Origin of the sequence: Pantoea sp. GL120224-02, assembly GCF_900215395.1 — a bacterium.
GTDB classification, from domain to species: Bacteria; Pseudomonadota; Gammaproteobacteria; order Enterobacterales; family Enterobacteriaceae; genus Pantoea; species Pantoea communis.
In genome coordinates this window covers 11589-34719 of record NZ_OBEC01000005.1, presented here as the reverse complement: position 1 = coordinate 34719, position 23131 = coordinate 11589, and the positions used below count along the sequence as shown (strand labels likewise).

Below are 23131 nucleotides of genomic sequence, written 5' to 3'. Positions count from 1 at the left end.
TCTTTTGTCCAATCGACGTAGGTTACAGGCCCATAATAAAAATGATAATCATTCTTAATAATCTTATCATTTATAGGTGAAAATTATGGTGGAATCATCCATGTTTGAAAATGCCTTATTAGAGGATTTTTCTGCGTTATGTCGTGGGTTCCTCTTTACCTCGCCGTGGCGAAGCCTCGCGACTCAAGGCTGCTATACCACGATAACCACCTCTGTGGCAGACGCTGCATCATTGCAGGGTGATTTTCAACTTCAGCTGCATCAACATTTTGCGGCGGCAAAACAACAAGGCATTGAGAATCCGATCCTGGTGGGTGCGATTCCGTTTGACGTGAGTCAGCCTGCGGCCCTGTTTATTCCTGAAACGTATCAAACTTTTCATCGTGCCGACCTACAGAATGCGCTGCCTGCGGCTGCCAGTGAGCTGCCGCAGGTACGTCGTCGCGTGGCGGTGCCGGATCACGATGTCTTTACCCAAATGGTGGCCGATGCGGTGACAGCAACGCAACGCGGTGACCTCGATAAAGTGGTGCTGTCGCGCCTGATGGATATTGTCACCGAACAGCCAGTGGATACCGCGGCACTGATGCAACGCGTCATTGCGCAGAATCCGAATAGCTATCACTTCCATCTGCCGCTGCCACAAGGCGGTGCACTGGTGGGGGCCAGCCCGGAGCTGATGCTGCGTAAGCAGGGCCGCGATTTTAGCTCATGCCCGCTGGCGGGCTCAGCACGTCGTGATCACCACGATAGCCAACAGGATCAGGCAGCGGGCAATACGCTGATGGACTCCAGCAAAGATCGTCATGAACACCAGTTGGTCACAGATGCGATGCGCGATACGCTGCAACCGCGCAGTCGCCTGCTGTCCGTGCCGACGGTACCGTCATTGATCACCACCGCGACCTTATGGCACCTCGCGACGCAAATCGATGGTGAGGTACAGGATAATCGTGAGAACGCCTTGTCGCTGGCCTGCCTGCTTCATCCGACCCCCGCATTAAGCGGCTTCCCACACCAGCGTGCTCAGCAGCTGATTCAGCAATTAGAGCCTTTTGATCGTCAGCTGTTTGGCGGCATTGTGGGATGGTGTGACAGTGAAGGCAACGGCGAATGGGTGGTGACAATTCGTTGTGGCACCGTGCACGGTGCACGCGTGCGACTGTTTGCGGGCGCAGGCATCGTTGCCGATTCCCAACCTGAATCAGAATGGCGCGAAACCGGCGTGAAGCTGGATACCATGTTGCGCGCTTTTGGACTGCAATAAAGGAAAGAGCATGAGCATTCCCTATACCCGCTGGCCTGAAGATTTGGCTGCGCGCTATCGCGAAAAAGGCTATTGGCTCGATGTGCCAATGACCGATATCCTGGCGCGTCATCAAGAGAATGATGCAATCGCGGTCATCGACGGCGATCGTCAAATCAGCTATCGCGAGCTGAATCAGCTAACCGATAACCTCGCGGCAGCCCTGCAGCGCCGTGGCCTGCAACAGGGTGATACTGCGTTAGTGCAGCTAGGTAACGTGGCGGAGTTTTACGTCACGGTCTTTGCGCTGTTTAAACTGGGCGTAGCATCCGTCTTCGCGCTGTATAGCCATCAGCGCACCGAGCTGACCGCCTATGCCGCGCAGATTGAGCCTAAACTGCTAATTGCCGATCGCAGTCACGCGCTGTTTGGCGATGACACCTTTATTGGTGCGCTTTGTGCCGCTCAACCGTCACTGCAGCAGATCATCCTGCGTAATGACGGTGATAAAGAAAACACTCTCGAAGCTTTGATGGCGGAAGCGGCGGGCGATTACCAGCCAACGCCAACTGCTGCCGATGAAGTGGCGTTTTTCCAGCTCTCCGGTGGCAGCACCGGTACGCCGAAGCTGATTCCTCGCACGCACAACGACTACTACTACAGTATTCGCGCCAGCGATGAGATCTGCGAAGTCACGGCTGACACGCGTTATCTGATCGCCCTGCCCGCACCGCATAACTTCGCTATGAGCTCACCGGGTTCACTTGGTGTGTTTTATGCCGGGGGCCAGGTGATTCTTGCCGCTGACCCAAGCGCCACGCTCTGCTTCCCGCTGATTGAGAAGCACCAGGTCACCGATACCGGTCTGGTACCACCCGCAGTGAGCCTGTGGCTGCAGGCGATTCAGGAATGGGGTAGCAACAAGCAGCTGGCTACGCTGCAGCGCATTCAGGTCGGCGGCGCGAAGCTCGGCGAAACCCTGGCGGCACGTATCCAGAGCGAAATTGGCTGCCAATTACAGCAGGTGTTTGGCATGGCCGAAGGTCTGGTGAACTACACCCGCTTTGGCGATGACGAGAAAATCGTGCTGACCACTCAGGGCCGACCGATTTCTGAAGATGACGAAGTCTGGGTGGCGGATGAACACGGTAATGCGCTGCCGCACGGCACGGTGGGTCGTCTGATGACACGCGGTCCGTACACCTTCCGTGGCTACTACAAAAGCCCGGAACACAATGCCGCCAGCTTTGATGCTAACGGCTTTTACTGCTCCGGCGATCTAATTGAGATCAACCCGCAGGGTTACATCACCGTGCAGGGCCGCGAGAAGGATCAGATCAACCGTGGCGGCGAGAAGATCGCCGCAGAAGAGATCGAGAATTTGCTGCAGCGCCATCCGGATGTGATTCATGCCGCGCTGGTGTCGATGACTGATGAACTGATGGGTGAAAAAAGCTGCGCCTTTATTGTTGCCAGCCAGCCGATCAAAGCGGTGGCGCTGCGCCGTCATCTGCGCGATCTCGGTGTCGCCGAGTTTAAATTACCCGATCGTATTACCTGCGTAGATGCCCTGCCACTGACCCCGGTTGGCAAGGTGGATAAAAAACGTTTACGCCAACAGCTTGCTGACCAACAAGCGCAAGCCTGAACCTATTCCGGAGATTGTAATGGCTATTCCAAAACTGAATTCTTACGCGCTGCCTGCCGCCACTGAACTGCCGACCAACAAGGTGAAATGGACCGTTGAGCCACAGCGTGCTGCCCTGCTGATCCATGATATGCAGGCTTATTTCCTGAATTTCTGGGGCGAGAACAGTCCGCTGATCGATCAGGTTGTGGAGAACATTGCCCGCCTGCGCGCCTATTGCAAAGCGCAAGGTATTCCGGTGTTCTACACCGCGCAGCCCAACGAGCAGAGCGATGCCGATCGCGCACTGCTCAACGACATGTGGGGACCAGGCCTGAATAAGCATCCGGATCAACAGAAGATCGTAGATACACTGGCGCCAGATCAGGACGATCAGGTGTTAACCAAATGGCGTTACAGCGCCTTTGTCCGCTCGCCGCTGGAATCGATCCTGCAGGAGATGGGCCGCGATCAGCTGATCATTACCGGCGTTTACGCCCACATCGGCTGCCTGACCACTGCCACTGACGCCTTTATGCGTAACATCCAGCCGTTTATGGTGGCGGATGCGCTGGCCGACTTCAGCCGTGAAGAGCACATGATGGCACTGACCTACACCGCTGGCCGCAGCGGCAAAGTGGTGATGACCGCCGATCTGATGCCGCTGCCGCTGAGCAAAGACGATCTGCGTGCGCTGATTCTGCCGCTGCTGGAAGATGACGATGTGCCAGAAGATGATGAAAACCTGATCGACTACGGCCTGGATTCCGTACGCGTGATGGCGCTGGCGGCGCGCTGGCGCCAGGTGCACAACGACATCGATTTCGTTAGCCTGGCAAAAAATCCGAGCATTGATGGCTGGTGGGCACTACTGTCACGGACGCCTGCCAAATGAGTGCCTCTTTCGACTTTAACGGAAAAATCGTCTGGGTAACTGGCGCGGGTAAAGGCATTGGTTACCACACGGCGCTGGCATTCCATCAGGCCGGCGCACAGGTGATCGGCTTCGATCTGCGTTTTGAGCAGCCCGACTACCCGTTTGCCACTCAGGTTCTGGATGTAGCGAATGCGGCGGAGGTGAAAGCCGTGTGCCAGCGTCTGCTGGCTGAGCAGCCTCGTCTGGATGTGCTGGTCAACGGCGCCGGGATCCTGCGCGTCGGCAGTACCGAAGCACTCGCATTCGAAGACTGGCAGGCGTGTCTGGCGGTGAACGCCGGTGGCGCCTTCAATATGTTCCAGCAAACGCTGCCGGTATTCCGCCAGCAGCGCGCGGGGGCGATTGTTACCATCGCTTCTAACGCGGCTCACGCGCCACGTCTCGGCATGTCCGCTTATGGCGCTTCCAAAGCCGCACTACGTAGCCTGTGCCTCACCGTCGGTCTGGAAATGGCACCGTTTGGCGTGCGCTGCAACATCGTTTCACCGGGTTCAACCGATACCGATATGCAACGTAGCCTGTGGCATTCGCCGGAAGCAGAGCAGGAGATGATCAACGGCTTCCCGGATCAGTACAAGTTGGGGATCCCACTGCGTAAGATCGCGAAACCGCAAGAGATCGTGAACAACGTTCTGTTCCTGGCCTCAGATCTTGCCAGCCACGTGGTGCTGCAGGATATTGTGGTCGACGGTGGCGCAACGCTGGGATCCTGATATGGCAATCTGGAAACGATCGGTTGATCTGGCAACCTTAAATACCCTGGGGGATAACTCGCTGGTGTCGCACGTCGGCATCGTGTTCACGGTGATTGGCGACGATTACCTTGAGGCAACTATGCCAGTGGATACCCGCACGCAGCAGCCGTTTGGCCTGCTGCACGGCGGTGCGTCAGTGGTGCTGGCGGAATCGATGGGATCGATTGCCGGTTATCTGAGTGTGGAAGAGGGAAAAAGTGTGGTGGGGATTGAGGTCAGTGCCAGCCACCATCGCGCGGTGAGCAGCGGTGAAGTGCGCGGCATCTGCCGTCCTTTGCACCTTGGCGCACGCAACCAGAGCTGGGAAATTGAGATTCGCAATGGACGCGATCAACTGTGCTGCACATCGCGATTGACGGTGGCGGTGCTGGGGTAATTTTCCGCGACGGCCCTCACCTCCTTATTCCAGGGGGAAGATTCATCGCGCCGGATTGCTGCACACGATGCCCTTTCATCGGGAGGTGAAAATGGCACTCAGCAGCCATAAAAAAAGCGGCCAATTGGCCGCTTTCTGTTTTGCGATTAACGCTGGTAAATGATTTCGACGCCTTCGTCGTCTTCCTCGTCCCAGTCGTCATCCCAATCGTCGTCTTCTTCCACTTCCTGAGCGGTTTCCATGGCTTCGCGGTGATAATCATCCCACATGAAGGCCACTTTCTCCGGCTCTTTCGCTTCTTCTTCCGCTTCTTTCGGGTTCTCGATGATGAAGGTCATCACGTCCCAGCAGAGATCTTTCACGCCGTCATGGCTGGCCGCAGAAATCAGGTAGTATTTGTCTTCCCAGCCCAAAGCTTCCACAACCGCTTTAGCGCGGCTTTCCGCTTCTTCACGGTCCAGCAGGTCACATTTGTTAAACACCAGCCAGCGTGGCTTCTGGAACAGCTTCTCGCTATATTTTTCCAGCTCACCCAGGATGATGCGGGCGTTTTCGACCGGATCGGATTCATCGATCGGCGCAAGGTCGATCAGGTGCAACAGTACACGGCAACGCTCAAGGTGCTTCAGGAAGCGAATCCCCAGACCGGCACCATCCGCTGCGCCTTCAATCAGGCCCGGGATATCGGCGACGACGAAGCTCTTTTCGTTGTCCATGCGCACTACACCAAGGCTTGGCACCAAAGTAGTAAACGGATAATCCGCCACTTTTGGTTTAGCCGCAGACACGGAGCGAATAAAGGTCGATTTACCGGCATTCGGCAGACCAAGCATACCGACATCAGCCAGCAGCATCAGCTCCAGCTGCAGGTCACGCTTCTCGCCCGGCGTACCCATGGTCTTCTGACGTGGGGAACGGTTAACCGAGGATTTAAAACGCGTATTACCCAAGCCGTGCCAGCCGCCTTTCGCGACCATCAGCTTCTGCTCGTGGCGCGTCATGTCACCCAGCGTTTCGCCAGTACCCTGGTCAATCACGCGGGTACCGACAGGCACCTTGATAATGATGTCTTTGCCGCGTTTACCGGTGCAATCACGGCTCTGGCCATTTTGACCACGTTCGGCGCGGAAAGATTTCTCGAAGCGATAGTCGATCAGGGTATTCAGGTTTTCATCCGCCAGCAGGTAAACATCACCGCCGTCACCGCCGTCGCCGCCGTCCGGGCCACCGCGTGGAATGTATTTTTCGCGGCGGAAGCTGACGCAACCATTACCGCCATCGCCTGCAACCGCAAGGATCGTCGCTTCATCTACAAACTTCATTTTATTTCTCCGTCACGCTATCGTTCGCGGCGACTAAAGCACAGCAAACGGGTCCGCCAGGGTCTTCTGCGCTGACCGGCGGCGGATAATACAAGACTGGCAAAGCCAGGAGTACATAAATTGTACAGCAAACTGCGCGTTTTGGTCAGAGGGAATCCCGCAACCTGCGGCAGAATGTAAAAAGCCCCGCAAAGCTGCGGGGCCTTCAATTCGTGTGTTCAGACGTTAACCGTCTGCGTCACAACAACCTTACTCAGCAACGATGCTGATGTACTTACGGTTGTTAGGACCTTTAACTTCGAATTGTACTTTACCGTCTGCGGTAGCAAACAGGGTGTGGTCACGACCACAACCTACATTGGTACCTGCGTGGAATTTGGTGCCACGCTGACGAACGATGATGCTACCTGCCAGAACAGATTCACCACCGAAACGCTTAACACCCAGACGTTTTGCATTGGAGTCGCGACCGTTACGAGTCGAGCCACCAGCCTTTTTATGTGCCATTTGTCAGATCTCCTCTTACGCGCCGATCACAGTGATTTTCACATCAGTGAACCACTGACGGTGACCAGCTTGCTTACGGTAGTGTTTACGACGACGAAACTTAACAATCTTAACTTTCTCGCCACGACCGTGAGCAACAACTTCTGCCTTGATCACACCGCCTGATACCAGTGGCGCGCCGATTTGCACGTCTTCGCCATTTGCAATCATCAGAACCTGGTCGAACTCAATGGTTTCGCCGGTTGCGATGTCCAGCTTTTCCAAGCGAACGGTCTGACCTTCGCTTACTCGGTGTTGTTTACCACCACTTTGGAAAACCGCGTACATATAAAACTCCGCTTCTGCGCATGCCTTTCTATTCATCAGGCGGCGCGATAAATATTCACAATAGGGCGCGAATTCTACGCAAATCTCCAGCAGAAGACAAGTGCACTTTGCACTCTCTTGCAGAAAAAAAGCGCAGGACGAATGCAAACGTTTCTCAGCCCGATTTTTCAAGTACAATCAGTAACAGATTACCTGAACTCACGCTGGGTAAAAGCGCTTACCATGCAAAATACGAGTCAAAGCTGAACAGACGAATGAACTTAGAACAGATTAATGAATTAACCGCGCAGGACATGGCGGCCGTCAACCAGACCATCCTCGACCAGCTGAATTCAGATGTCTCACTGATTAATCAGTTGGGTTACTACATCATCAGCGGCGGAGGCAAACGTATCCGGCCCATGATCGCGGTGCTCTCGGCACGTGCGCTGAACTACCAGGGATCGCTACATGTCACCAATGCGGCGCTGATCGAATTTATCCACACGGCGACTCTGCTGCACGATGATGTGGTGGATGAATCCGATATGCGCCGTGGCAAAGCCACTGCCAATGCCGCGTTCGGTAATGCTGCCAGTGTGCTGGTGGGGGACTTCATCTACACCCGCGCGTTTCAGATGATGACCAGCATGGGATCCTTAAAGATCCTCGCGCTGATGTCTGAAGCAGTGAACGTGATTGCGGAAGGTGAAGTGCTGCAGCTGATGAACTGCAACGATCCCGATATCACGGAAGAGAGCTACATGCGCGTCATCTACAGTAAGACCGCGCGCCTGTTTGAAGCGGCTTCTCAAGCCTCCGCGATTCTGGCTGAAGCCACGCCGGCGCAGGAAAAAGCGCTGCAGGATTATGGTCGCTATCTGGGTACCGCTTTCCAGTTAATTGACGATTTGCTGGATTACAGTGCGGATGGCGAAACCCTGGGTAAAAATACCGGTGATGACCTGAGCGAAGGCAAGCCGACACTGCCGCTGCTCCATGCCATGCACAACGGTACACCAGAGCAAGCTCAGATGATCCGCAAAGCAATCGAAGAAGGCAACGGTCGCCATCTGCTGGAACCGGTACTGGATGCCATGCAACAAACTGGCTCGCTGGAATGGACGCGCAAACGCGCTGAAGAAGAGGCGGATAAAGCCATTGCTGCTCTGCAGGCCCTGCCAGAAACGCCGTGGCGTAGTGCACTCGAAGCATTGGCCCACATGTCAGTGCAGCGTGATTTCTGATTGCTATTACGGGGCGGCATAGCCCCGTTTTCTTTCCTGCCTCACCCGTATTCTCCCCCTGCTTTACTTCCCAGCGCTTCACCTGACTGCCCATTACATTCCTTGCATCGCTTTTGCGAAAGAGAGCTCAGTTTAATGCGAGGCCAAAACAATTACTGGAAGCTTATGGAAATTATTTGCTATAAGGTTTTTGTTTTTTCCTAATATCTCTGTATTGGATACGCCCGTTGCGGCAGAGACAACGCAATAACATGGACAAGGAGCAGGACGTTATGAAAGCAAGGAAACAGGATTGGCATCCCGCAGATGTGATTGCAGCACTGCGTAAAAAAGGCACATCAATGGCTGAATTGTCACGCAATTCGGGGCTGAACTCGTCCACACTCTCCAACGCACTTTCCCGCCCCTGGCCCAAAGGAGAGTGGTTGATCGCTGACGCGATCGGTGTACATCCCGCCGAGATCTGGCCAACTCGCTATTATGATCCCATTACATCGCGCTTGCTGGATCGCAAAAAACGTATTCGATCCCCCAGGGTTCGGCAGGAGACCTGAGATCCAGGACATAAAAAAACCAGCCACGTTATCGTGACTGGTTATCATCAAACGTTGAGTCAGCGTTATTCGCCGCTGACGCGCTCGATATTGGCACCCATGGCCTTCAGTTTATCTTCGATGTGCTCATAGCCACGGTCGATATGATAAATACGGTCCACAATGGTGGTGCCTTCCGCGATGCAACCGGCCAGTACCAGGCTCGCAGAGGCGCGCAGGTCGGTTGCCATCACTTGTGCACCTGACAGCGTCTCAACACCGTGGCAAATCGCAGTGTTGCTTTCGATTTCCGCGTGACCGCCCATACGAATCAGCTCAGGGATGTGCATGAAACGGTTTTCGAAGATGGTTTCGGTGATCACGCCTGTGCCTTCCGCCACCATGTTCAGCAAGGTGAACTGTGCCTGCATGTCGGTTGGGAAACCTGGGTGTGGTGCAGTACGGACGTTAACCGCCTTAGGGCGCTTACCGTGCATATCGAGGCTGATCCAGTCTTCACCGGTTTCAATCTCGGCACCCGCATCACGCAGTTTTGCGAGTACAGCATCCAGCGTATCGGGCTGGGCTTTATGGCACACCACTTTACCGCGGGAAATCGCAGCAGCGACAAGGAAGGTACCGGTTTCGATACGATCCGGCAGAACGCGATACACACCGCCACCCAGACGTTCTACGCCTTCGATGGTAATTTTATCTGTGCCTGCACCGCTGATTTTTGCGCCCAGCGTGTTGAGGAAATTTGCCGTATCGACAATTTCCGGCTCACGCGCGGCGTTTTCAATAATGGTCGTGCCAGTGGCAAGCGTTGCCGCACTCATGATGGTCACGGTCGCGCCAACGCTGACTTTGTCCATGACGATATGCGCGCCTTTCAGGCGGCCATTAACGGAAGCTTTGACGTAACCTTCTTCCAGTTTAATTTCCGCACCCAGTTGCTCAAGGCCAGTGATGTGCAGATCAACCGGACGTGCACCAATAGCACAGCCGCCTGGCAATGAAACCTGACCCTGACCAAAACGCGCCACCAGCGGACCCAGTGCCCAAATCGAGGCACGCATGGTTTTCACCAGATCATACGGTGCGCTGAAGACATTAACTTCGCGAGCATCAACGTGAACCGAACCATTACGCTCAACGCGCGCACCCAGCAAATTTAGCAGCTTCATGGTGGTATCGATATCACGCAGCTTCGGCACGTTCTGAATCTCTACCGGCTCTTCTGCCAGCAGCGCAGCAAACAGAATTGGCAGCGCAGCATTCTTCGCCCCGGAAATGGTCACTTCACCACTTAAACGGGTGGGGCCTTGCACACGAAATTTGTCCATTAACGGCTCTCAATTATCTATCAACAAAACAACCTGTGAGGCGCTTAGAAACCGTTGAGTTTACGGTCGCGCGCCCACTCGGTTGGGGTATAAGTTTTGATGGAAACCGCATGAATACGGTTATCCGCAATGTATTCCATCAGCGGCGCATAAACAGCCTGCTGTTTTTTCACACGACTCAGTTCACCGAACATCTCACCCACCGCGATCACCTGAAAATGACTGCCGTCGTTGCTGAGAACATGTACTTCATCTAATGGCAGCGCCTGCATCAGCACGGCCTGAACTTCGCTATTTTCCATCGCTCTTTGCTTCACTTAATAATAATAAGGCGGATATCTTAGAGGAAAGCGCCTGACTCTTAAATACGCAAAAGCCCCTGAATAAATCAGGGGCTTTTGGCGATGACTACGTTATCAGGCGATTTTTTCCGCAGAAACAATAATCTGCTGCAGGTTATACAGCGCAATTAATGACTGGAGTTTGTCGTTGATACCGGTGAAAAGTGGCGTGCTACCTTGTGCCCGCGCGATCTCGCGCAGGTGGACTAACAAAGCCAGTCCCGCTGAATCCACGCGCTCCAGCGCCGCGACATCAATGGTCGCGATATCCACCATAGCGGTTTCACGTTCATGCCACAATGACAGCAGGGTATCGCGATCCAACATGCCGCTTAAAGATAGCGTGCTGGCATTGCGCTGCCAGCGTAACGGTTCGCTCATGCTTACTGTTTATCCAGAGTGATAGGCTGCGCTGCGTAAGTTTTCAACTGCGCGGTCAGACCATCAATGCCCTTAGTACGCAGCAAATCACTCCACTCATTTTGTTTGGTCGTGATCATGCTGATGCCTTCAGCCACCATATCATAGGCCTGCCAGTTGCCGGTCTGGCTGTTCTTGCGCCATTGGAAATCAAGGCGCACAGGCGGACGGCCGTTCGGATCCAAAATAGTCACGCGAATCGCCACGATGTTAGCATCGCCAATCGGCTGCGATTGCTGAATCTGGTAGGTTTGGCCGTGGTACAACGCCAGCGCCTGGCCATAAGCCTGAGCCAGATAATCGCCAAATGCCGCAAAGTAAGCGTCACGCTGTGCCGGAGTAGCCTCACGATAATAGCGGCCCAGCACCAGCGCACCCGCGTACTTGATCTGTACATACGGCAGCAACTCCTGACGCACCACCTCACGCAGATAGTTAGGATCCTGCTTGATTTTAGGTTGCTCGTTTTTCAAGCGGGTGAAGGTCTTCGCCGCCGCTTCATTCATTAATTTATAAGGATCGCTCTGATCCGCTGCATTGGCCGCCAGCGGCACAATCGCCAGCATGGCAATCATCAGGAAACGTTTGAACATCGTGTTTTACCTCTCTATTCCGTTGTAGCAGGTGCTGCCGGAGCAGGCGCACTCTCGGTGCCCTGCTTTTGATTATCGTTTTTGTTATCGCCGCTCTTGTAGAGGAACTGGCCGATCAAATCTTCCAGCACCATCGCGGATTTGGTGTCACGCAACGTGCCGCCATCTTTCAGCATTGCCGAACCCAGTTCTGGATCGTCAAAGCCTAAATTCAGTGCGAGGAACTGTTCACCCAGCAGACCTTGCGTGCGAATGGCCAGCGAGCTGGTGTCCGGGATTTTGTCAGCATACTGATCGCTGATGTCCATGGTGACACGCGGTGACAGCGTTTTATCATCCAGCGAAATATCCGTTACTCGACCAATCACCACACCACCAATTTTCACCGGTGAGCTGACTTTTAGGCCGCCAATATTATCGAAAGTGGCATACAGCTTCCATGTCGGTTCGGTGCCAAGTGACTTGAGATCGGCCACGCGCAGGCTGAGGAATAACAGTGCCAACAGTGCTGCCAGCATGAAGACGCCAACCCAGATTTCGTTTTTCTTGCTTTGCATTGCATCAATTCCCAAACATCAGTGCTGTCAGCACAAAGTCCAAACCGAGTACCGCCAGTGAAGCATGCACTACGGTACGCGTTGTCGCCCGACTAATCCCTTCCGAGGTCGGGATGGCATCATAGCCATTGAACAGCGCAATCCAGGTTACCGTCACGGCAAAGACTGCGCTTTTAATGATGCAGTTGATGACATCGGTGCGAAAATCCACGGCATTTTGCATCGCTGACCAGAAGAAGCCCGGATCGATGCCTTTCCAGCCCACGCCCACCAACGCCCCACCGGCAATACCGACTGCCGTAAAGATCAAGGCTAGCAGCGGCATGCTGATAAACCCTGCCCAGAAGCGCGGCGAAACCACGCGACGCAGCGGATCAACGGCCATCATTTCCATGCTGGAGAGCTGTTCGGTGGCTTTCATCAAACCAATTTCTGCCGTCAGGGCTGAACCCGCGCGTCCTGCAAACAGCAATGCCGTGACCACGGGACCCAGTTCGCGCAGCAGCGATAAGGCCACCAGCATGCCGAGACTGGTTTCAGCGCTGTAGGTCGTCAGCACCAGATAACCCTGCAGGCCCAGCACCATACCAATGAATAAACCCGAGACCACAATGATCAGCAGCGACAGCACACCCACGCTGTACAGCTGTTTTACCAGCAGTGGCGCGTGGCGGCGGAAAGCGGGTTTACCCACCAGCGCATGAAACAGCATCAGGCCTGCACGGCCAAACGCCGCGCAAGTATTAATTCCCTGACGTCCAAGTGACGCCAGCGCCTTTAGCAACATCAGTTTACGTTCTCCCTGCACGAGTCAGATCGCTGAGGTAATCCCCGGCAGCGAAGCGGAATGGCACTGGACCGTCCGCATGACCCTCAATAAACTGGCGCACGCGCGGATCGGGATTTTCCCGCAACTCCGGCGCACTGCCCTGGGCAATAATCTTTTGACCGGCAACAATATAGGCATGGTCAGCAATGCTCAAGACCTCTGGCACATCGTGTGAAACCACAATGCAGGTCACACCTAACGAGTGGTTCAATTCATCGATCAATTTCACCAGCACGCCCATGGTAATCGGATCCTGGCCGACAAAGGGCTCATCGAACATGATCAGGTCCGGCTCCAGCGCAATCGCGCGCGCCAGTGCGGCACGGCGCGCCATGCCACCAGAAAGCTCGGCCGGCATCAGTTTAGCTGCACCGCGCAGGCCGACTGCTTCCAGCTTCATCATCACCGTGCTGTGCAGCAATTCCGGCGGTAATTGTGTGTGCTCACGCAACGGCCAGGCAACGTTATCAAAGACGTTAAGATCGGTAAAAAGTGCACCCGACTGGAACAACATGCTCATTTTTTTTCGCACTTCATACAATTTAGTGCGGGAAAGCGCTGGGATATTCTGGTCACGGAACCAAATTTCCCCTTTATCCGGTTGCAACTGACCACCAATCAGGCGCAGCAGCGTGGTTTTTCCAATCCCGGATGGCCCCATAATAGCAGTCACTTTACCCGCTGGCACGGTAAGCGAAATGTCATCAAAGATGACGCGGTCTCCGCGAGTGAAGCTGACGCCACGAACCTCAACCAGATTCGTTTTTTGCTGGATCATCGTTACCTCTTTATGCGGATCGGGCGTAATCAAAGTCGTGGATGGTAGCCTGGTAGACCACAATGCACGATAGTTTTACAGAAACTTACCCGTCAGGTGTGGCGAAAACGGCCTTAAAATTTACTTTTGCCTCTCAGACAGTCAAAATCAGCGCCTGTTTCCGCGCGCGCAATGTATTTACCTGTCGGACAAGGTTTGCCGACACACCTATCCATCAAGGATTTTTCATGTTCGTAGCCACTGCCCTGCTGTTTATTGGATTGATTTTACTGGCTTACGGTGCTGACCGTCTGGTTTTCAGTGCCGCGATCCTGTGTCGATCCTTCGGCATTCCTCCGCTGATCATCGGTATGACAGTGGTAAGCATTGGCACATCGTTACCCGAACTGATCGTTTCTTTTTCTGCGGCGCAGCATGGGCAAATGGATTTAGCTGTAGGGACGGCGCTGGGCTCAAACATTACCAATATTCTGCTGATCCTCGGCGGTGCCGCACTTTTGCATCCATTGACAGTGCACTCCAATCTGATTCGGCGCGAACTCCCCCTGATGCTGCTGGTCTCACTGCTGAGTGGCATCATGTTGTTTGATAATCACCTTAGTCGACTTGATGGCATCGCGCTGCTGCTGATTGCTTTAGGTTATCTGCTGATCGCCATTCGCATCGCCCGCCGCGCAGAGCGGGATAACAACGATACGTTAACGCGCGAACAATTGGCTGAACTGCCGCGCGATGAAGCTGGCAATACCGTGGCCTTTCTGTGGCTGGCGGTGGCGCTGATTATTCTGCCGATGTCAACGCGGATGGTGATCGATAATGCCACCGTGTTTGCCGACTATTTTGGTGTCAGCGAGCTGGTCATGGGTCTGACGTTGATTGCCGTCGGCACCAGCCTGCCTGAACTGGCTACCGTATTGGCGGGTGCATTGAAAGGTGAAGACGATATCGCTATCGGTAACCTGATTGGCGCTAATATCTTTAATCTGGCCATTGTGCTGGGCCTGCCCGCGCTGGTGCACCCCGGCAGCGTTGATGCACACGCTTTCGCACGAGATTACTGGGTGATGCTAGGTGTCAGCGTGCTGTTCGCCCTACTTTGCCTGTTACGCAAACGCCGGATTGGCCGCGTAGCGGGCTCTCTTTTGTTATCGGGATTTATTGCGTGGGTTCTGTGGCTGTGGCTCAGCCCTGCGCTCATCACAAGTTATTAAGGACGGACTGACCATGTCACATCAGCAACCGGTTTTTGATTACCAACAGGCAGGTAAAGCGGTACTGCGCATCGAACGCGAAGGGCTGGAGCAGCTCGATCAGTATATTAATGCCGACTTTAGCCGCGCCTGCGAAATGATCATTGCCTGCCGTGGAAAAGTGGTGGTGATGGGCATGGGCAAATCCGGTCATATTGGTGCAAAAATGGCAGCGACTTTTGCCAGTACCGGTACGTCTTCATTCTTTGTTCATCCTGGCGAAGCGAGCCATGGTGACCTCGGCATGGTGACAGCAAACGACGTGGTGATCGCTATCTCTAATAGTGGCGAATCGAACGAAATTCTGGCCCTCATCCCGGTCCTCAAGCGACAGAAAGTGCCGTTGATTTGCCTCACCAGCCGTCCGGAGAGTGCCATGGGGCGTGCCGCTGACGTGCATTTATGCGTGAAGGTTCCACAGGAAGCGTGCCCGCTTGGTCTGGCACCGACCTCCAGTACTACCGCCACGCTGGTGATGGGCGATGCGCTGGCGGTTGCCCTGCTGGAAGCACGTGGCTTTACTCAGGAAGACTTCGCGCTCTCACATCCCGGTGGCGCACTGGGCCGCAAACTGCTGCTACACGTCAGCGATATTATGCACAGTGGTGACGAGATCCCACACGTCAGCCGCGATGCGTCGCTGCGGGATGCGTTGCTGGAAATTACGCGCAAAAACCTCGGCCTGACGGTGATTGTTGACGACCTGATGAAAATCGAAGGCATTTTCACTGATGGCGACTTACGCCGCATCTTCGATATGGGTATCGATTTCCAGTCAGCCAGCATTCAGGATGTGATGACGCGCGGCGGGATTCGCGTGCGCCCGAATATGCTGGCTGTCGACGCACTGAATCTGATGCAAAACAAAAACATCACTGCGGTGCTGGTCGCCGATGACGATCGTCTGCTCGGTGTGGTACATATGCATGACATGCTGCGCGCTGGCGTAGTTTGAACAGGAACAAATAATGAGTGTTGAAACCACGATGATCGATACCTGCTATGGCCCGGTGAGTGCCGATGTAATGGCTCGGGCGGCGCAGATTCGCCTGCTTATTTGCGATGTCGACGGTGTGATGTCTGACGGCGTGATTTACATGGGCAACAACGGCGAAGAATTGAAAGCCTTTAACGTCCGTGATGGCTATGGTATTCGCTGCCTGCTGACCTCTGATATCGAAGTGGCTATTATTACTGGCCGCAAAGCGAAGCTGCTGGAAGATCGTTGCCAGACGCTCGGCATTACGCATCTTTATCAGGGACAATCAGATAAGCTTTTGGCGTGGCGTGAACTCCTGGATAAACTGTCATTATCTGCTGAACAAGTGGCTTACATCGGCGATGATTTGATCGACTGGCCTGTGATGGCGGAGGCCGGTTTGAGTGTGGCCGTCGCCGATGCCCACCCCGTGTTATTACCTCGTGCACACTACGTCACCCGTATTGCCGGTGGCCGTGGTGCGGTACGTGAACTCTGCGATCTGATTTTGATGGCGCAGAACAAATTTGAGGATGCCAAAGGGCAATCAGTATGAGTAAGAGCAGGCGTTGGATAACGCTGATTTTGGCCTTGATCGCCCTGGTGCTGATCGGCTGGAATCTCACCAACCAGGACGATAGCGAAGCGCCGGTGGCGACCAATAGCCAGGAGCCAACCTATACCAGCGAGAAGTCCCATTCTGTGGTGTACAACCCCACGGGCGCGCTGGCGTACAAACTGATCTCGGATAAAGTGACTTACTTTGCGGCAGATGAGGTGAGCTGGTTCGATAATCCGGTTGCAACCACGTATGATGAAAATAAAGTGCCCACCTGGACTATACGTGCCGATAAGGCAAAGCTGACCAAAGATCGTATGCTGTATCTATATGGTCACGTCGAAGTGAATACCCTGACCCAGGATTCTCAACTTGAGCGCATTATTACCGATACGGCTCAGGTTAATCTGGTCACCCAGGATGTGACATCTGACGATCAAGTCACCCTATTTGGCCGCAGTTTTAATTCCACTGGCATGAAGATGCGCGGCAATTTACGAACCAAGAATGCCCAGCTGCTTGAAAAGGTCAAAACTTCCTATGAAATCCAAAATGAACAAAAACAGCCTTAAGTTGTTGTTGGTAAGCGCCTTACTGGCGACCAGCCTGCCCGCGCTGGCCCTGACGGGAGACTCTGACAAACCCGTTAATATTGATTCGGTGAATCAGGCGCTGGATCTGCAAGGCAACGTGGCGACCTTTACCGGCAATGTCATTGTGACCCAGGGTTCAATCAAAATCACCGCTGACAAAGTGGTGGTCACACGTCCAGGTGGCGACAGTAAAAAAACTATCGTGGATGCCTACGGCGCTCCCGCCACTTTCTACCAGATGCAGGATAACGGCAAACCCGTGCAGGGCCACGCCTCAAAACTGCATTATGAGCTGGCGAACGATTTCGTTGAACTGACGGGCAATGCCTTCATTCAGCAGCTGGACAGCAACATCAAAGGCGATCGCATCACTTACCTGGTGAAAGAGCAGAAAATGCAGGCCTTTAGCCAGGGCGAAAGCAAACGCGTCACCACCGTACTGGTGCCGTCGCAGTTGCAGGACAAAAACGGCTCGTCCACGAGCCCTAAAAAGAGTAACTGATCGCTATGGCCACATTAGTCGCTGAAAACCTGGCGAAAGCCTATAAAGGCCGCCGCGTGGTGGAAGATGTCAGCCTGCAGGTAAAATCTGGCGAGATTGTCGGCCTGCTGGGTCCAAACGGTGCCGGCAAGACCACCACATTCTATATGGTTGTCGGGATTGTGCCGCGTGATGCAGGCCGCATCGTGATCGATGACGAAGATATCAGTATTCTGCCGCTGCATGCGCGAGCGCGCCGGGGCATTGGCTATCTGCCGCAGGAAGCGTCAATCTTCCGCCGTCTAAGCGTGTTCGACAATCTGATGGCGGTGTTGCAAATCCGCGATGATTTAACGGAAGAGCAGCGTCAGGATCGTGCCAATGAGTTGATGGAAGAGTTCCACATTGAGCATCTGCGTGACAGCATGGGGCAGGCGCTTTCCGGTGGTGAACGCCGCCGTGTTGAAATCGCTCGCGCTCTGGCAGCCAACCCCAAATTTATCCTGCTGGATGAACCATTTGCCGGTGTTGACCCGATCTCAGTCATCGATATCAAAAAAATCATCGAACACCTACGCGATAGCGGCCTTGGCGTGTTGATCACCGATCACAACGTGCGTGAAACGCTTGCGGTGTGCGAACGTGCTTACATCGTGAGCCAGGGACATCTGATCGCGCATGGCACGCCGGATGAAATTCTTGCAGATGAGCAGGTTAAACGGGTTTATTTGGGCGAAGAGTTCAGACTCTGATAAGGTGTCGTTATTCACGACATTTGCTTAGGAAATTCAAGCAGAATTATGAAGCAAGGTTTGCAACTCAGGCTCAGCCAACAGCTGGCGATGACCCCACAGTTGCAGCAGGCCATTCGTCTGCTGCAACTCTCTACGCTTGAACTCCAGCAGGAACTGCAACTGGCGCTGGAAAGCAATCCGCTGCTTGAGCAAACCGATCTGCATGAAGAAGTCGATTCACGTGAGCATCAGGAGAGCGACTCGTTAGACACACGTGAAGCCCTCGAACAGAAAGAGATGCCCGAGGAGCTTCCACTCGACGCCACCTGGGATGAAATCTACACCGCGGGAACGCCTTCTGGCACGGGTACCGATTACCAGGATGATGAGCTGCCGGTTTATCAAGGTGAAACCACCCAGTCACTGCAGGACTACCTGATGTGGCAAGTGGAGCTCACGCCGTTTACGGATACCGACCGCGCGATTGCCACTTCAATTGTCGACGCCATTGATGACACGGGCTATCTCACCGTTTCCGTCCAGGACATCTGCGACAGCATTGGTGATGAAGAGCTGACGCTAGAAGAGGTTGAAGCGGTGCTGAAGCGTGTTCAGCGCTTTGATCCTGTCGGTGTCGGTGCACGTGATCTACGTGACTGCTTGCTGGTGCAACTTTCACAATACGCTGCCGATGCGCCAATGCTGGCAGAAGCGCGGTTGATCGTCAGTGAACATCTGGATCTGCTGGCCAACCACGATTTTCGCAGCCTGATGCGTGTAACACGCCTCAAGGAAGAAGTGCTGAAAGACGCGATGCTGCTGATTCAGTCACTCGATCCCCGTCCCGGCCAATCGATCAACACCAGCGAACCCGAGTATGTGATTCCTGATGTACTGGTGCGTAAAACCAGTAAGCGCTGGACCGTTGAATTGAATTCAGACAGCTTGCCGCGCCTGAAGATCAATCAACATTACGCCGCGATGGGCGGTTCCGCACGTAACGACAGCGACAGCCAATTCATTCGCAGTAATTTGCAGGAAGCCAAATGGCTGATTAAAAGCCTCGAAAGCCGCAACGACACACTGCTCAAAGTGACGCGCTGTATTGTCGAGCAGCAGCAGGCGTTCTTTGAACAGGGCGAGGAATACATGCGGCCGATGGTGCTGGCAGATATCGCCCAGGCCGTGGACATGCATGAATCCACCATTTCCCGTGTGACCACGCAAAAGTACCTGCACAGCCCGCGTGGCATCTTTGAATTAAAATATTTTTTCTCCAGCCATGTGAATACCGAAGGCGGTGGCGAAGCCTCTTCCACGGCGATCCGTGCCCTGGTGAAGAAATTGATCTCCGCGGAAAACCCCGCAAAACCCTTGAGCGACAGCAAACTCACCTCCATGTTATCCGATCAGGGCATCATGGTGGCGCGACGTACGGTTGCTAAATATCGCGAGTCTTTATCTATACCGCCATCAAACCAGCGTAAGCAGTTGGTTTGACCGAACGAAGAAGGAAGACCTATGCAGCTAAACCTGACCGGACTGAATGTTGAAATCACTGAACCGCTGCGCGAATTTGTAAATAGCAAATTTGCCAAACTGGAACACTACTTTGATCGTATCAATCAGGTTTATATTGTTCTGAAAGTGGAGAAGGTGACGCAGATTGCGGAAGCAACACTGCACGTCAACGGTGGAGAGCTGCACGCCACAGGTGAAGCGGAAGACATGTACGCGGCCATCGACGGGTTAATCGACAAGCTTTCCCGTCAGCTGACCAAACACAAAGACAAACTGAAAAAACACTAACCTTCATGCTTGCAGAGTGCTGACCGATTCGGCACTCAGAGCGCAAATGGGGCGGGTTAACCGCCCCGTTTTGTCATCTGCGCAAGCGCCAACGGGAGACTCGCCATTGTGTTATGAATGGCGTTAACCTTGCGGCTATGTGAACTCGCAAGTGAAACGATGATGAACAACGATCTGACACTGGAATTGAGCTCGGTCCTCTCACTGGACTGTACCCGTAGCGGCGTACACTGCCAGAGTAAAAAACGCGCGCTGGAAATTATCAGCGAGCTGGCAGCGAAGCAGCTCAATCTGCCGCACCAGACACTATTTGAAGCCATTCTGACTCGCGAACGTATGGGCAGTACTGGCATTGGCAACGGTATCGCCATTCCGCATGGCAAGCTGGAGGAGGATACGCTGCGCGCCGTTGGCGTATTTATCAGCCTCGACCAACCGATCGCCTTTGACGCCGTGGACAATCAGCCGGTTGATCTGCTGTTTGCTCTGCTGGTGCCTGCAGACCAGTGCAAAACCCATTTGCATACGCTGTCGCTGGTCGCTAAACGTCTGGCAGACAAAACCGTCTGCCGCCGTTTGCGTGCGGCACAGAGTGATGAAGAACTCTATGCCATTATCACAGAAGCTCAGGAAGAACACTCTTAAGCGACAGACACATTTACCGGCCTATTCGTCGGTTTAAAACGGGAGAAATGTGATGGTGCTGATGATCGTTAGCGGTCGGTCAGGCTCAGGAAAATCGGTCGCACTGCGTGCCCTGGAAGACATGGGATTTTACTGTGTCGATAATCTACCCGTGGTGCTGCTACCGGAATTAGCGAACACCCTAACAGAGCGCAATATTTCGGCGGCCGTCAGCATTGATGTGCGCAACATGCCTGAATCGCCGGAGGTGTTTGAAACGGCGCTCAACAATCTGCCGGATTCGTTTTCACCACAGTTACTGTTCCTGGACGCCGATCGCAACACGCTGATACGGCGTTACAGCGATACTCGCCGCATCCATCCGCTCTCCAGTAAAAACCTGTCACTGGAAAGCGCGATTGATGAAGAGAGTGATCTGCTGGAGCCTTTGCGTTCGCGGGCAGACCTGATCATCGATACGTCCGAAATGTCGGTCCATGAGTTGGCTGAAATGCTGCGTACGCGCCTGTCAGGCAAACGTGAGCGTGAGCTGACCATGGTGTTTGAGTCCTTCGGCTTCAAACACGGCATTCCCATTGATGCCGATTACGTCTTCGATGTGCGTTTCCTGCCAAACCCGCACTGGGATCCCAAGCTGCGTCCGATGACCGGGCTTGATCGTCCTGTTGCGGCTTTCCTCGACCGCCACACTGAAGTACATAACTTCATTTACCAGACGCGCAGCTATCTGGAGCTGTGGTTGCCGATGCTGGAAACCAACAACCGCAGCTATCTAACGGTCGCGATTGGCTGTACCGGGGGGAAACACCGTTCGGTTTACATCGCCGAACAGCTGGCAGATTACTTCCGTTCACGCGGCAAAAATGTGCAGTCTCGTCATCGCACTCTGGAAAAACGTAAATCATGACCGTGAAGCAAGTCGTTGAGATTCGCAATAAGCTGGGCATGCATGCGCGCCCGGCAATGAAACTGTTCGAGTTGGTGCAGAGTTTTGACGCAGAGGTACTACTGCGCAATGAAGCCGGTACGGAAGCCGAAGCCAGCAGCGTGATTGCGCTGTTGATGCTCGACTCCGCGAAAGGCGGCCATATCGAGATTGAAGCCAGCGGTCCGCAGGAAGTCGAGGCGCTGGCTGCGGTGATTGAGCTGTTCGAAGCCGGGTTTGACGAAGATTAATTGCTGTTAATGCAATTTGTAACGCGCGAGGAAACCTTCCCCACCTAACTGACGCATCTGGCGTATTATCCACTGCTGGCGCATTCGTATATACCCGGAAGGTGCATCAGCGCGGAAGCGAATCGGGTTTGGTAGTACCGCCGCCAGCAGCGCCGCTTCAGAAATCGTCAGACGACTGGCTGGTTTGTGGAAGTAGCGCTGTGAAGCCTCTTCCACACCAAACACGCCGTTGCCAAACTCCGCAATATTCAAATATACCGTCAGAATGCGGCGTTTGGTCCACACGGTTTCGAGTCCAACGGTTAAACCGGCTTCCAGCCCTTTTCGCACCCAGCTGCGGCCATCCCATAAGAACAGGTTTTTTGCGGTCTGCTGCGACAGCGTTGAGGCACCACGCATCTGTTCTGAGCCATCGTTATCCAATACTTTTTGTATCGCATCGACATCAAAGCCCCAGTGCTCCGGAAATTTTTGATCTTCAGAAGCGATCACGGCCAGCGCCATCCACGGAGAAATCTCATCCATGCTGACCCAATCGGAGTGCGCCACATAGTCGAACCGACCACTGAACCAGGCGCCCAGTTGACGCTCCACCATCACCGCAGAAAACGGCACTGGTAAAAAGGCAAAGATCACGATGCCTGCCAGCCAAATTCCCAACCACGCAAGCAGCACTTTAGCAATCAGCACTTTAAGGCGTTGCCCCATTTTCCCTTTACTCTTACTCATGCAATTTTCTCTTACCTGTTCCCTGCATTAATCAATCACCCCGGTCACAATTTTGATTACCTGTAATCCTGGGCAAAACTTTACCGCTTATCCCGTGAAAGTTAGAGATGAAGTTATTACCTGCGTCATCATCGTTCCTCTATTAGAGCCAATCACATCAAGCACTTCCATTATGAGGGAATCGGTTCCATGGTGAAAAACCCAGCAAAACCCTTACAATCGGATACTTCATACAAAGTGATAAAGATCACGTTTAAACTTTCACAATACTTAACAATAAAATTTCAAAGCGTTTGAATAAGCGCACTGATGAGCGCAGCCGTTTCAATAAACGTGGCTGAAATCGCGTCAACATCATCATGATTAGCCCTGACAATGGTAAAGGATTTAGCCTTCCGTTTGGTTTACATTGCACCGCAAAAGCTTAAACTGGAACTTTCAGCAGAGGGTTTCCAA

General features: G+C 53.7%; 29 protein-coding genes. 18 read left to right on the top strand and 11 right to left on the bottom strand.

The genetic code is table 11. The annotated features are described in order from the left end of the window. Positions 1 to 85 precede the first annotated feature (85 nt). Genes CRO33_RS11230 through CRO33_RS11210 form a run of 5 tightly spaced genes read left to right on the top strand, consistent with a single transcriptional unit; the run spans position 86 to position 4941 of the window. On the top strand, positions 86 to 1267 hold the full coding sequence (locus CRO33_RS11230; RefSeq protein ID WP_097118197.1) for an isochorismate synthase: 1182 nt from the start codon (positions 86 to 88) through the stop codon (positions 1265 to 1267). 10 nt (positions 1268 to 1277) lie between these two features. Next, positions 1278 to 2894, top strand: coding sequence for a (2,3-dihydroxybenzoyl)adenylate synthase (locus tag CRO33_RS11225; protein ID WP_097118196.1), 1617 nt, complete (start codon positions 1278 to 1280; stop codon positions 2892 to 2894). A 19-nt stretch (positions 2895 to 2913) separates the two neighbouring features. Continuing rightward, the gene (locus tag CRO33_RS11220; RefSeq protein WP_097118195.1) at positions 2914 to 3768 is read left to right on the top strand and encodes an isochorismatase family protein; all 855 of its coding nucleotides are present in this window, start codon (positions 2914 to 2916) and stop codon (positions 3766 to 3768) included. Next, positions 3765 to 4523, top strand: a complete 759-nt coding sequence (gene dhbA / locus CRO33_RS11215; protein WP_097118194.1) for a 2,3-dihydro-2,3-dihydroxybenzoate dehydrogenase — start codon at positions 3765 to 3767, stop codon at positions 4521 to 4523. Before CRO33_RS11220 ends, dhbA begins: the two co-directional genes overlap by 4 nt. 1 nt (position 4524) lies before the next feature. Next, positions 4525 to 4941, top strand: a complete 417-nt coding sequence (locus tag CRO33_RS11210; RefSeq protein WP_058962126.1) for a hotdog fold thioesterase — start codon at positions 4525 to 4527, stop codon at positions 4939 to 4941. 146 nt (positions 4942 to 5087) lie between these two features. On the opposite strand, the gene cgtA is transcribed toward CRO33_RS11210, so the two are convergent. The 3 genes from cgtA to rplU form a co-directional block, all read right to left on the bottom strand. Then, the gene (gene cgtA, locus CRO33_RS11205) at positions 5088 to 6263 is read right to left on the bottom strand and encodes an Obg family GTPase CgtA (RefSeq protein ID WP_034826592.1); all 1176 of its coding nucleotides are present in this window, start codon (positions 6261 to 6263) and stop codon (positions 5088 to 5090) included. 249 nt (positions 6264 to 6512) lie between these two features. Next, entirely contained in the window at positions 6513 to 6770 is a 258-nt protein-coding gene (gene rpmA / locus CRO33_RS11200; protein ID WP_003851093.1) for a 50S ribosomal protein L27, read from the bottom strand. A 15-nt stretch (positions 6771 to 6785) separates the two neighbouring features. Further along, positions 6786 to 7097, bottom strand: a complete 312-nt coding sequence (gene rplU, locus CRO33_RS11195) for a 50S ribosomal protein L21 (RefSeq protein ID WP_034826596.1) — start codon at positions 7095 to 7097, stop codon at positions 6786 to 6788. 254 nt (positions 7098 to 7351) lie between these two features. Here rplU and ispB point away from each other — a divergent pair, with 254 nt between their 5' ends. Continuing rightward, complete coding sequence (ispB, locus tag CRO33_RS11190) at positions 7352 to 8323, top strand: octaprenyl diphosphate synthase (protein ID WP_038649473.1); 972 nt, start codon at positions 7352 to 7354, stop codon at positions 8321 to 8323. 272 nt (positions 8324 to 8595) lie between these two features. Next, positions 8596 to 8877 (top strand): helix-turn-helix domain-containing protein, encoded by a 282-nt coding sequence (locus tag CRO33_RS11185; RefSeq protein WP_097118193.1) that lies wholly within the window; start codon positions 8596 to 8598, stop codon positions 8875 to 8877. 65 nt (positions 8878 to 8942) lie between these two features. On the opposite strand, the gene murA is transcribed toward CRO33_RS11185, so the two are convergent. The 7 genes from murA to mlaF form a co-directional block, all read right to left on the bottom strand. After that, complete coding sequence (gene murA, locus CRO33_RS11180; protein ID WP_058962128.1) at positions 8943 to 10202, bottom strand: UDP-N-acetylglucosamine 1-carboxyvinyltransferase; 1260 nt, start codon at positions 10200 to 10202, stop codon at positions 8943 to 8945. 44 nt (positions 10203 to 10246) lie between these two features. Continuing rightward, the gene (gene ibaG / locus CRO33_RS11175; RefSeq protein ID WP_034826599.1) at positions 10247 to 10504 is read right to left on the bottom strand and encodes a BolA family iron metabolism protein IbaG; all 258 of its coding nucleotides are present in this window, start codon (positions 10502 to 10504) and stop codon (positions 10247 to 10249) included. A 114-nt stretch (positions 10505 to 10618) separates the two neighbouring features. After that, positions 10619 to 10924 carry a lipid asymmetry maintenance protein MlaB gene (gene mlaB / locus CRO33_RS11170; RefSeq protein ID WP_034826600.1) on the bottom strand — a complete coding sequence of 102 codons (306 nt, stop codon included), beginning with the start codon at positions 10922 to 10924 and terminating at the stop codon, positions 10619 to 10621. Positions 10925 to 10926: 2 nt separating this feature from the next. Further along, positions 10927 to 11556, bottom strand: coding sequence for a phospholipid-binding protein MlaC (gene mlaC / locus CRO33_RS11165; RefSeq protein ID WP_097118192.1), 630 nt, complete (start codon positions 11554 to 11556; stop codon positions 10927 to 10929). A gap of 14 nt (positions 11557 to 11570) precedes the next feature. After that, the gene (gene mlaD / locus CRO33_RS11160) at positions 11571 to 12113 is read right to left on the bottom strand and encodes an outer membrane lipid asymmetry maintenance protein MlaD (RefSeq protein WP_034826604.1); all 543 of its coding nucleotides are present in this window, start codon (positions 12111 to 12113) and stop codon (positions 11571 to 11573) included. A 4-nt stretch (positions 12114 to 12117) separates the two neighbouring features. After that, entirely contained in the window at positions 12118 to 12900 is a 783-nt protein-coding gene (gene mlaE, locus CRO33_RS11155; protein ID WP_034826606.1) for a lipid asymmetry maintenance ABC transporter permease subunit MlaE, read from the bottom strand. A 4-nt stretch (positions 12901 to 12904) separates the two neighbouring features. Then, positions 12905 to 13720: a phospholipid ABC transporter ATP-binding protein MlaF gene (gene mlaF / locus CRO33_RS11150; protein WP_034826608.1), complete on the bottom strand. Its 816-nt coding sequence runs from the start codon at positions 13718 to 13720 to the stop codon at positions 12905 to 12907. 227 nt (positions 13721 to 13947) lie between these two features. Here mlaF and CRO33_RS11145 point away from each other — a divergent pair, with 227 nt between their 5' ends. The 11 genes from CRO33_RS11145 to npr all read left to right on the top strand — a co-directional run bounded on the left by CRO33_RS11145 (position 13948) and on the right by npr (position 21946). After that, positions 13948 to 14931, top strand: a complete 984-nt coding sequence (locus tag CRO33_RS11145; protein ID WP_034826610.1) for a calcium/sodium antiporter — start codon at positions 13948 to 13950, stop codon at positions 14929 to 14931. A 13-nt stretch (positions 14932 to 14944) separates the two neighbouring features. Beyond that, positions 14945 to 15925, top strand: a complete 981-nt coding sequence (gene kdsD / locus CRO33_RS11140) for an arabinose-5-phosphate isomerase KdsD (RefSeq protein ID WP_034826612.1) — start codon at positions 14945 to 14947, stop codon at positions 15923 to 15925. 13 nt (positions 15926 to 15938) lie between these two features. Beyond that, a complete protein-coding gene (kdsC, locus tag CRO33_RS11135; RefSeq protein ID WP_097118191.1) occupies positions 15939 to 16505 on the top strand; it encodes a 3-deoxy-manno-octulosonate-8-phosphatase KdsC in 567 nt (188 codons plus the stop codon). Further along, a complete protein-coding gene (gene lptC, locus CRO33_RS11130; RefSeq protein ID WP_034826617.1) occupies positions 16502 to 17080 on the top strand; it encodes an LPS export ABC transporter periplasmic protein LptC in 579 nt (192 codons plus the stop codon). Before kdsC ends, lptC begins: the two co-directional genes overlap by 4 nt. After that, positions 17049 to 17603, top strand: coding sequence for a lipopolysaccharide ABC transporter substrate-binding protein LptA (lptA, locus tag CRO33_RS11125; RefSeq protein WP_034826619.1), 555 nt, complete (start codon positions 17049 to 17051; stop codon positions 17601 to 17603). The genes lptC and lptA overlap by 32 nt, the downstream gene beginning before the upstream one ends. Positions 17604 to 17608: 5 nt before the next feature. Then, the gene (gene lptB, locus CRO33_RS11120) at positions 17609 to 18334 is read left to right on the top strand and encodes an LPS export ABC transporter ATP-binding protein (RefSeq protein WP_034826621.1); all 726 of its coding nucleotides are present in this window, start codon (positions 17609 to 17611) and stop codon (positions 18332 to 18334) included. Positions 18335 to 18382: 48 nt separating this feature from the next. Then, entirely contained in the window at positions 18383 to 19816 is a 1434-nt protein-coding gene (gene rpoN, locus CRO33_RS11115; RefSeq protein WP_034826625.1) for an RNA polymerase factor sigma-54, read from the top strand. Between the two features lie 21 nt (positions 19817 to 19837). Then, positions 19838 to 20125 (top strand): ribosome hibernation promoting factor, encoded by a 288-nt coding sequence (hpf, locus tag CRO33_RS11110; RefSeq protein WP_034826627.1) that lies wholly within the window; start codon positions 19838 to 19840, stop codon positions 20123 to 20125. 162 nt (positions 20126 to 20287) lie between these two features. Beyond that, positions 20288 to 20770, top strand: coding sequence for a PTS IIA-like nitrogen regulatory protein PtsN (gene ptsN, locus CRO33_RS11105; protein WP_176505766.1), 483 nt, complete (start codon positions 20288 to 20290; stop codon positions 20768 to 20770). Between the two features lie 52 nt (positions 20771 to 20822). After that, positions 20823 to 21677: an RNase adapter RapZ gene (gene rapZ / locus CRO33_RS11100; protein WP_038649498.1), complete on the top strand. Its 855-nt coding sequence runs from the start codon at positions 20823 to 20825 to the stop codon at positions 21675 to 21677. Further along, positions 21674 to 21946: a PTS phosphocarrier protein NPr gene (gene npr / locus CRO33_RS11095; RefSeq protein WP_034826632.1), complete on the top strand. Its 273-nt coding sequence runs from the start codon at positions 21674 to 21676 to the stop codon at positions 21944 to 21946. The genes rapZ and npr overlap by 4 nt, the downstream gene beginning before the upstream one ends. 6 nt (positions 21947 to 21952) lie before the next feature. Here npr and mtgA read toward each other — a convergent pair whose 3' ends face one another. Next, a complete protein-coding gene (mtgA, locus tag CRO33_RS11090; RefSeq protein WP_058962132.1) occupies positions 21953 to 22675 on the bottom strand; it encodes a monofunctional biosynthetic peptidoglycan transglycosylase in 723 nt (240 codons plus the stop codon). Positions 22676 to 23131: the final 456 nt, after the last annotated feature.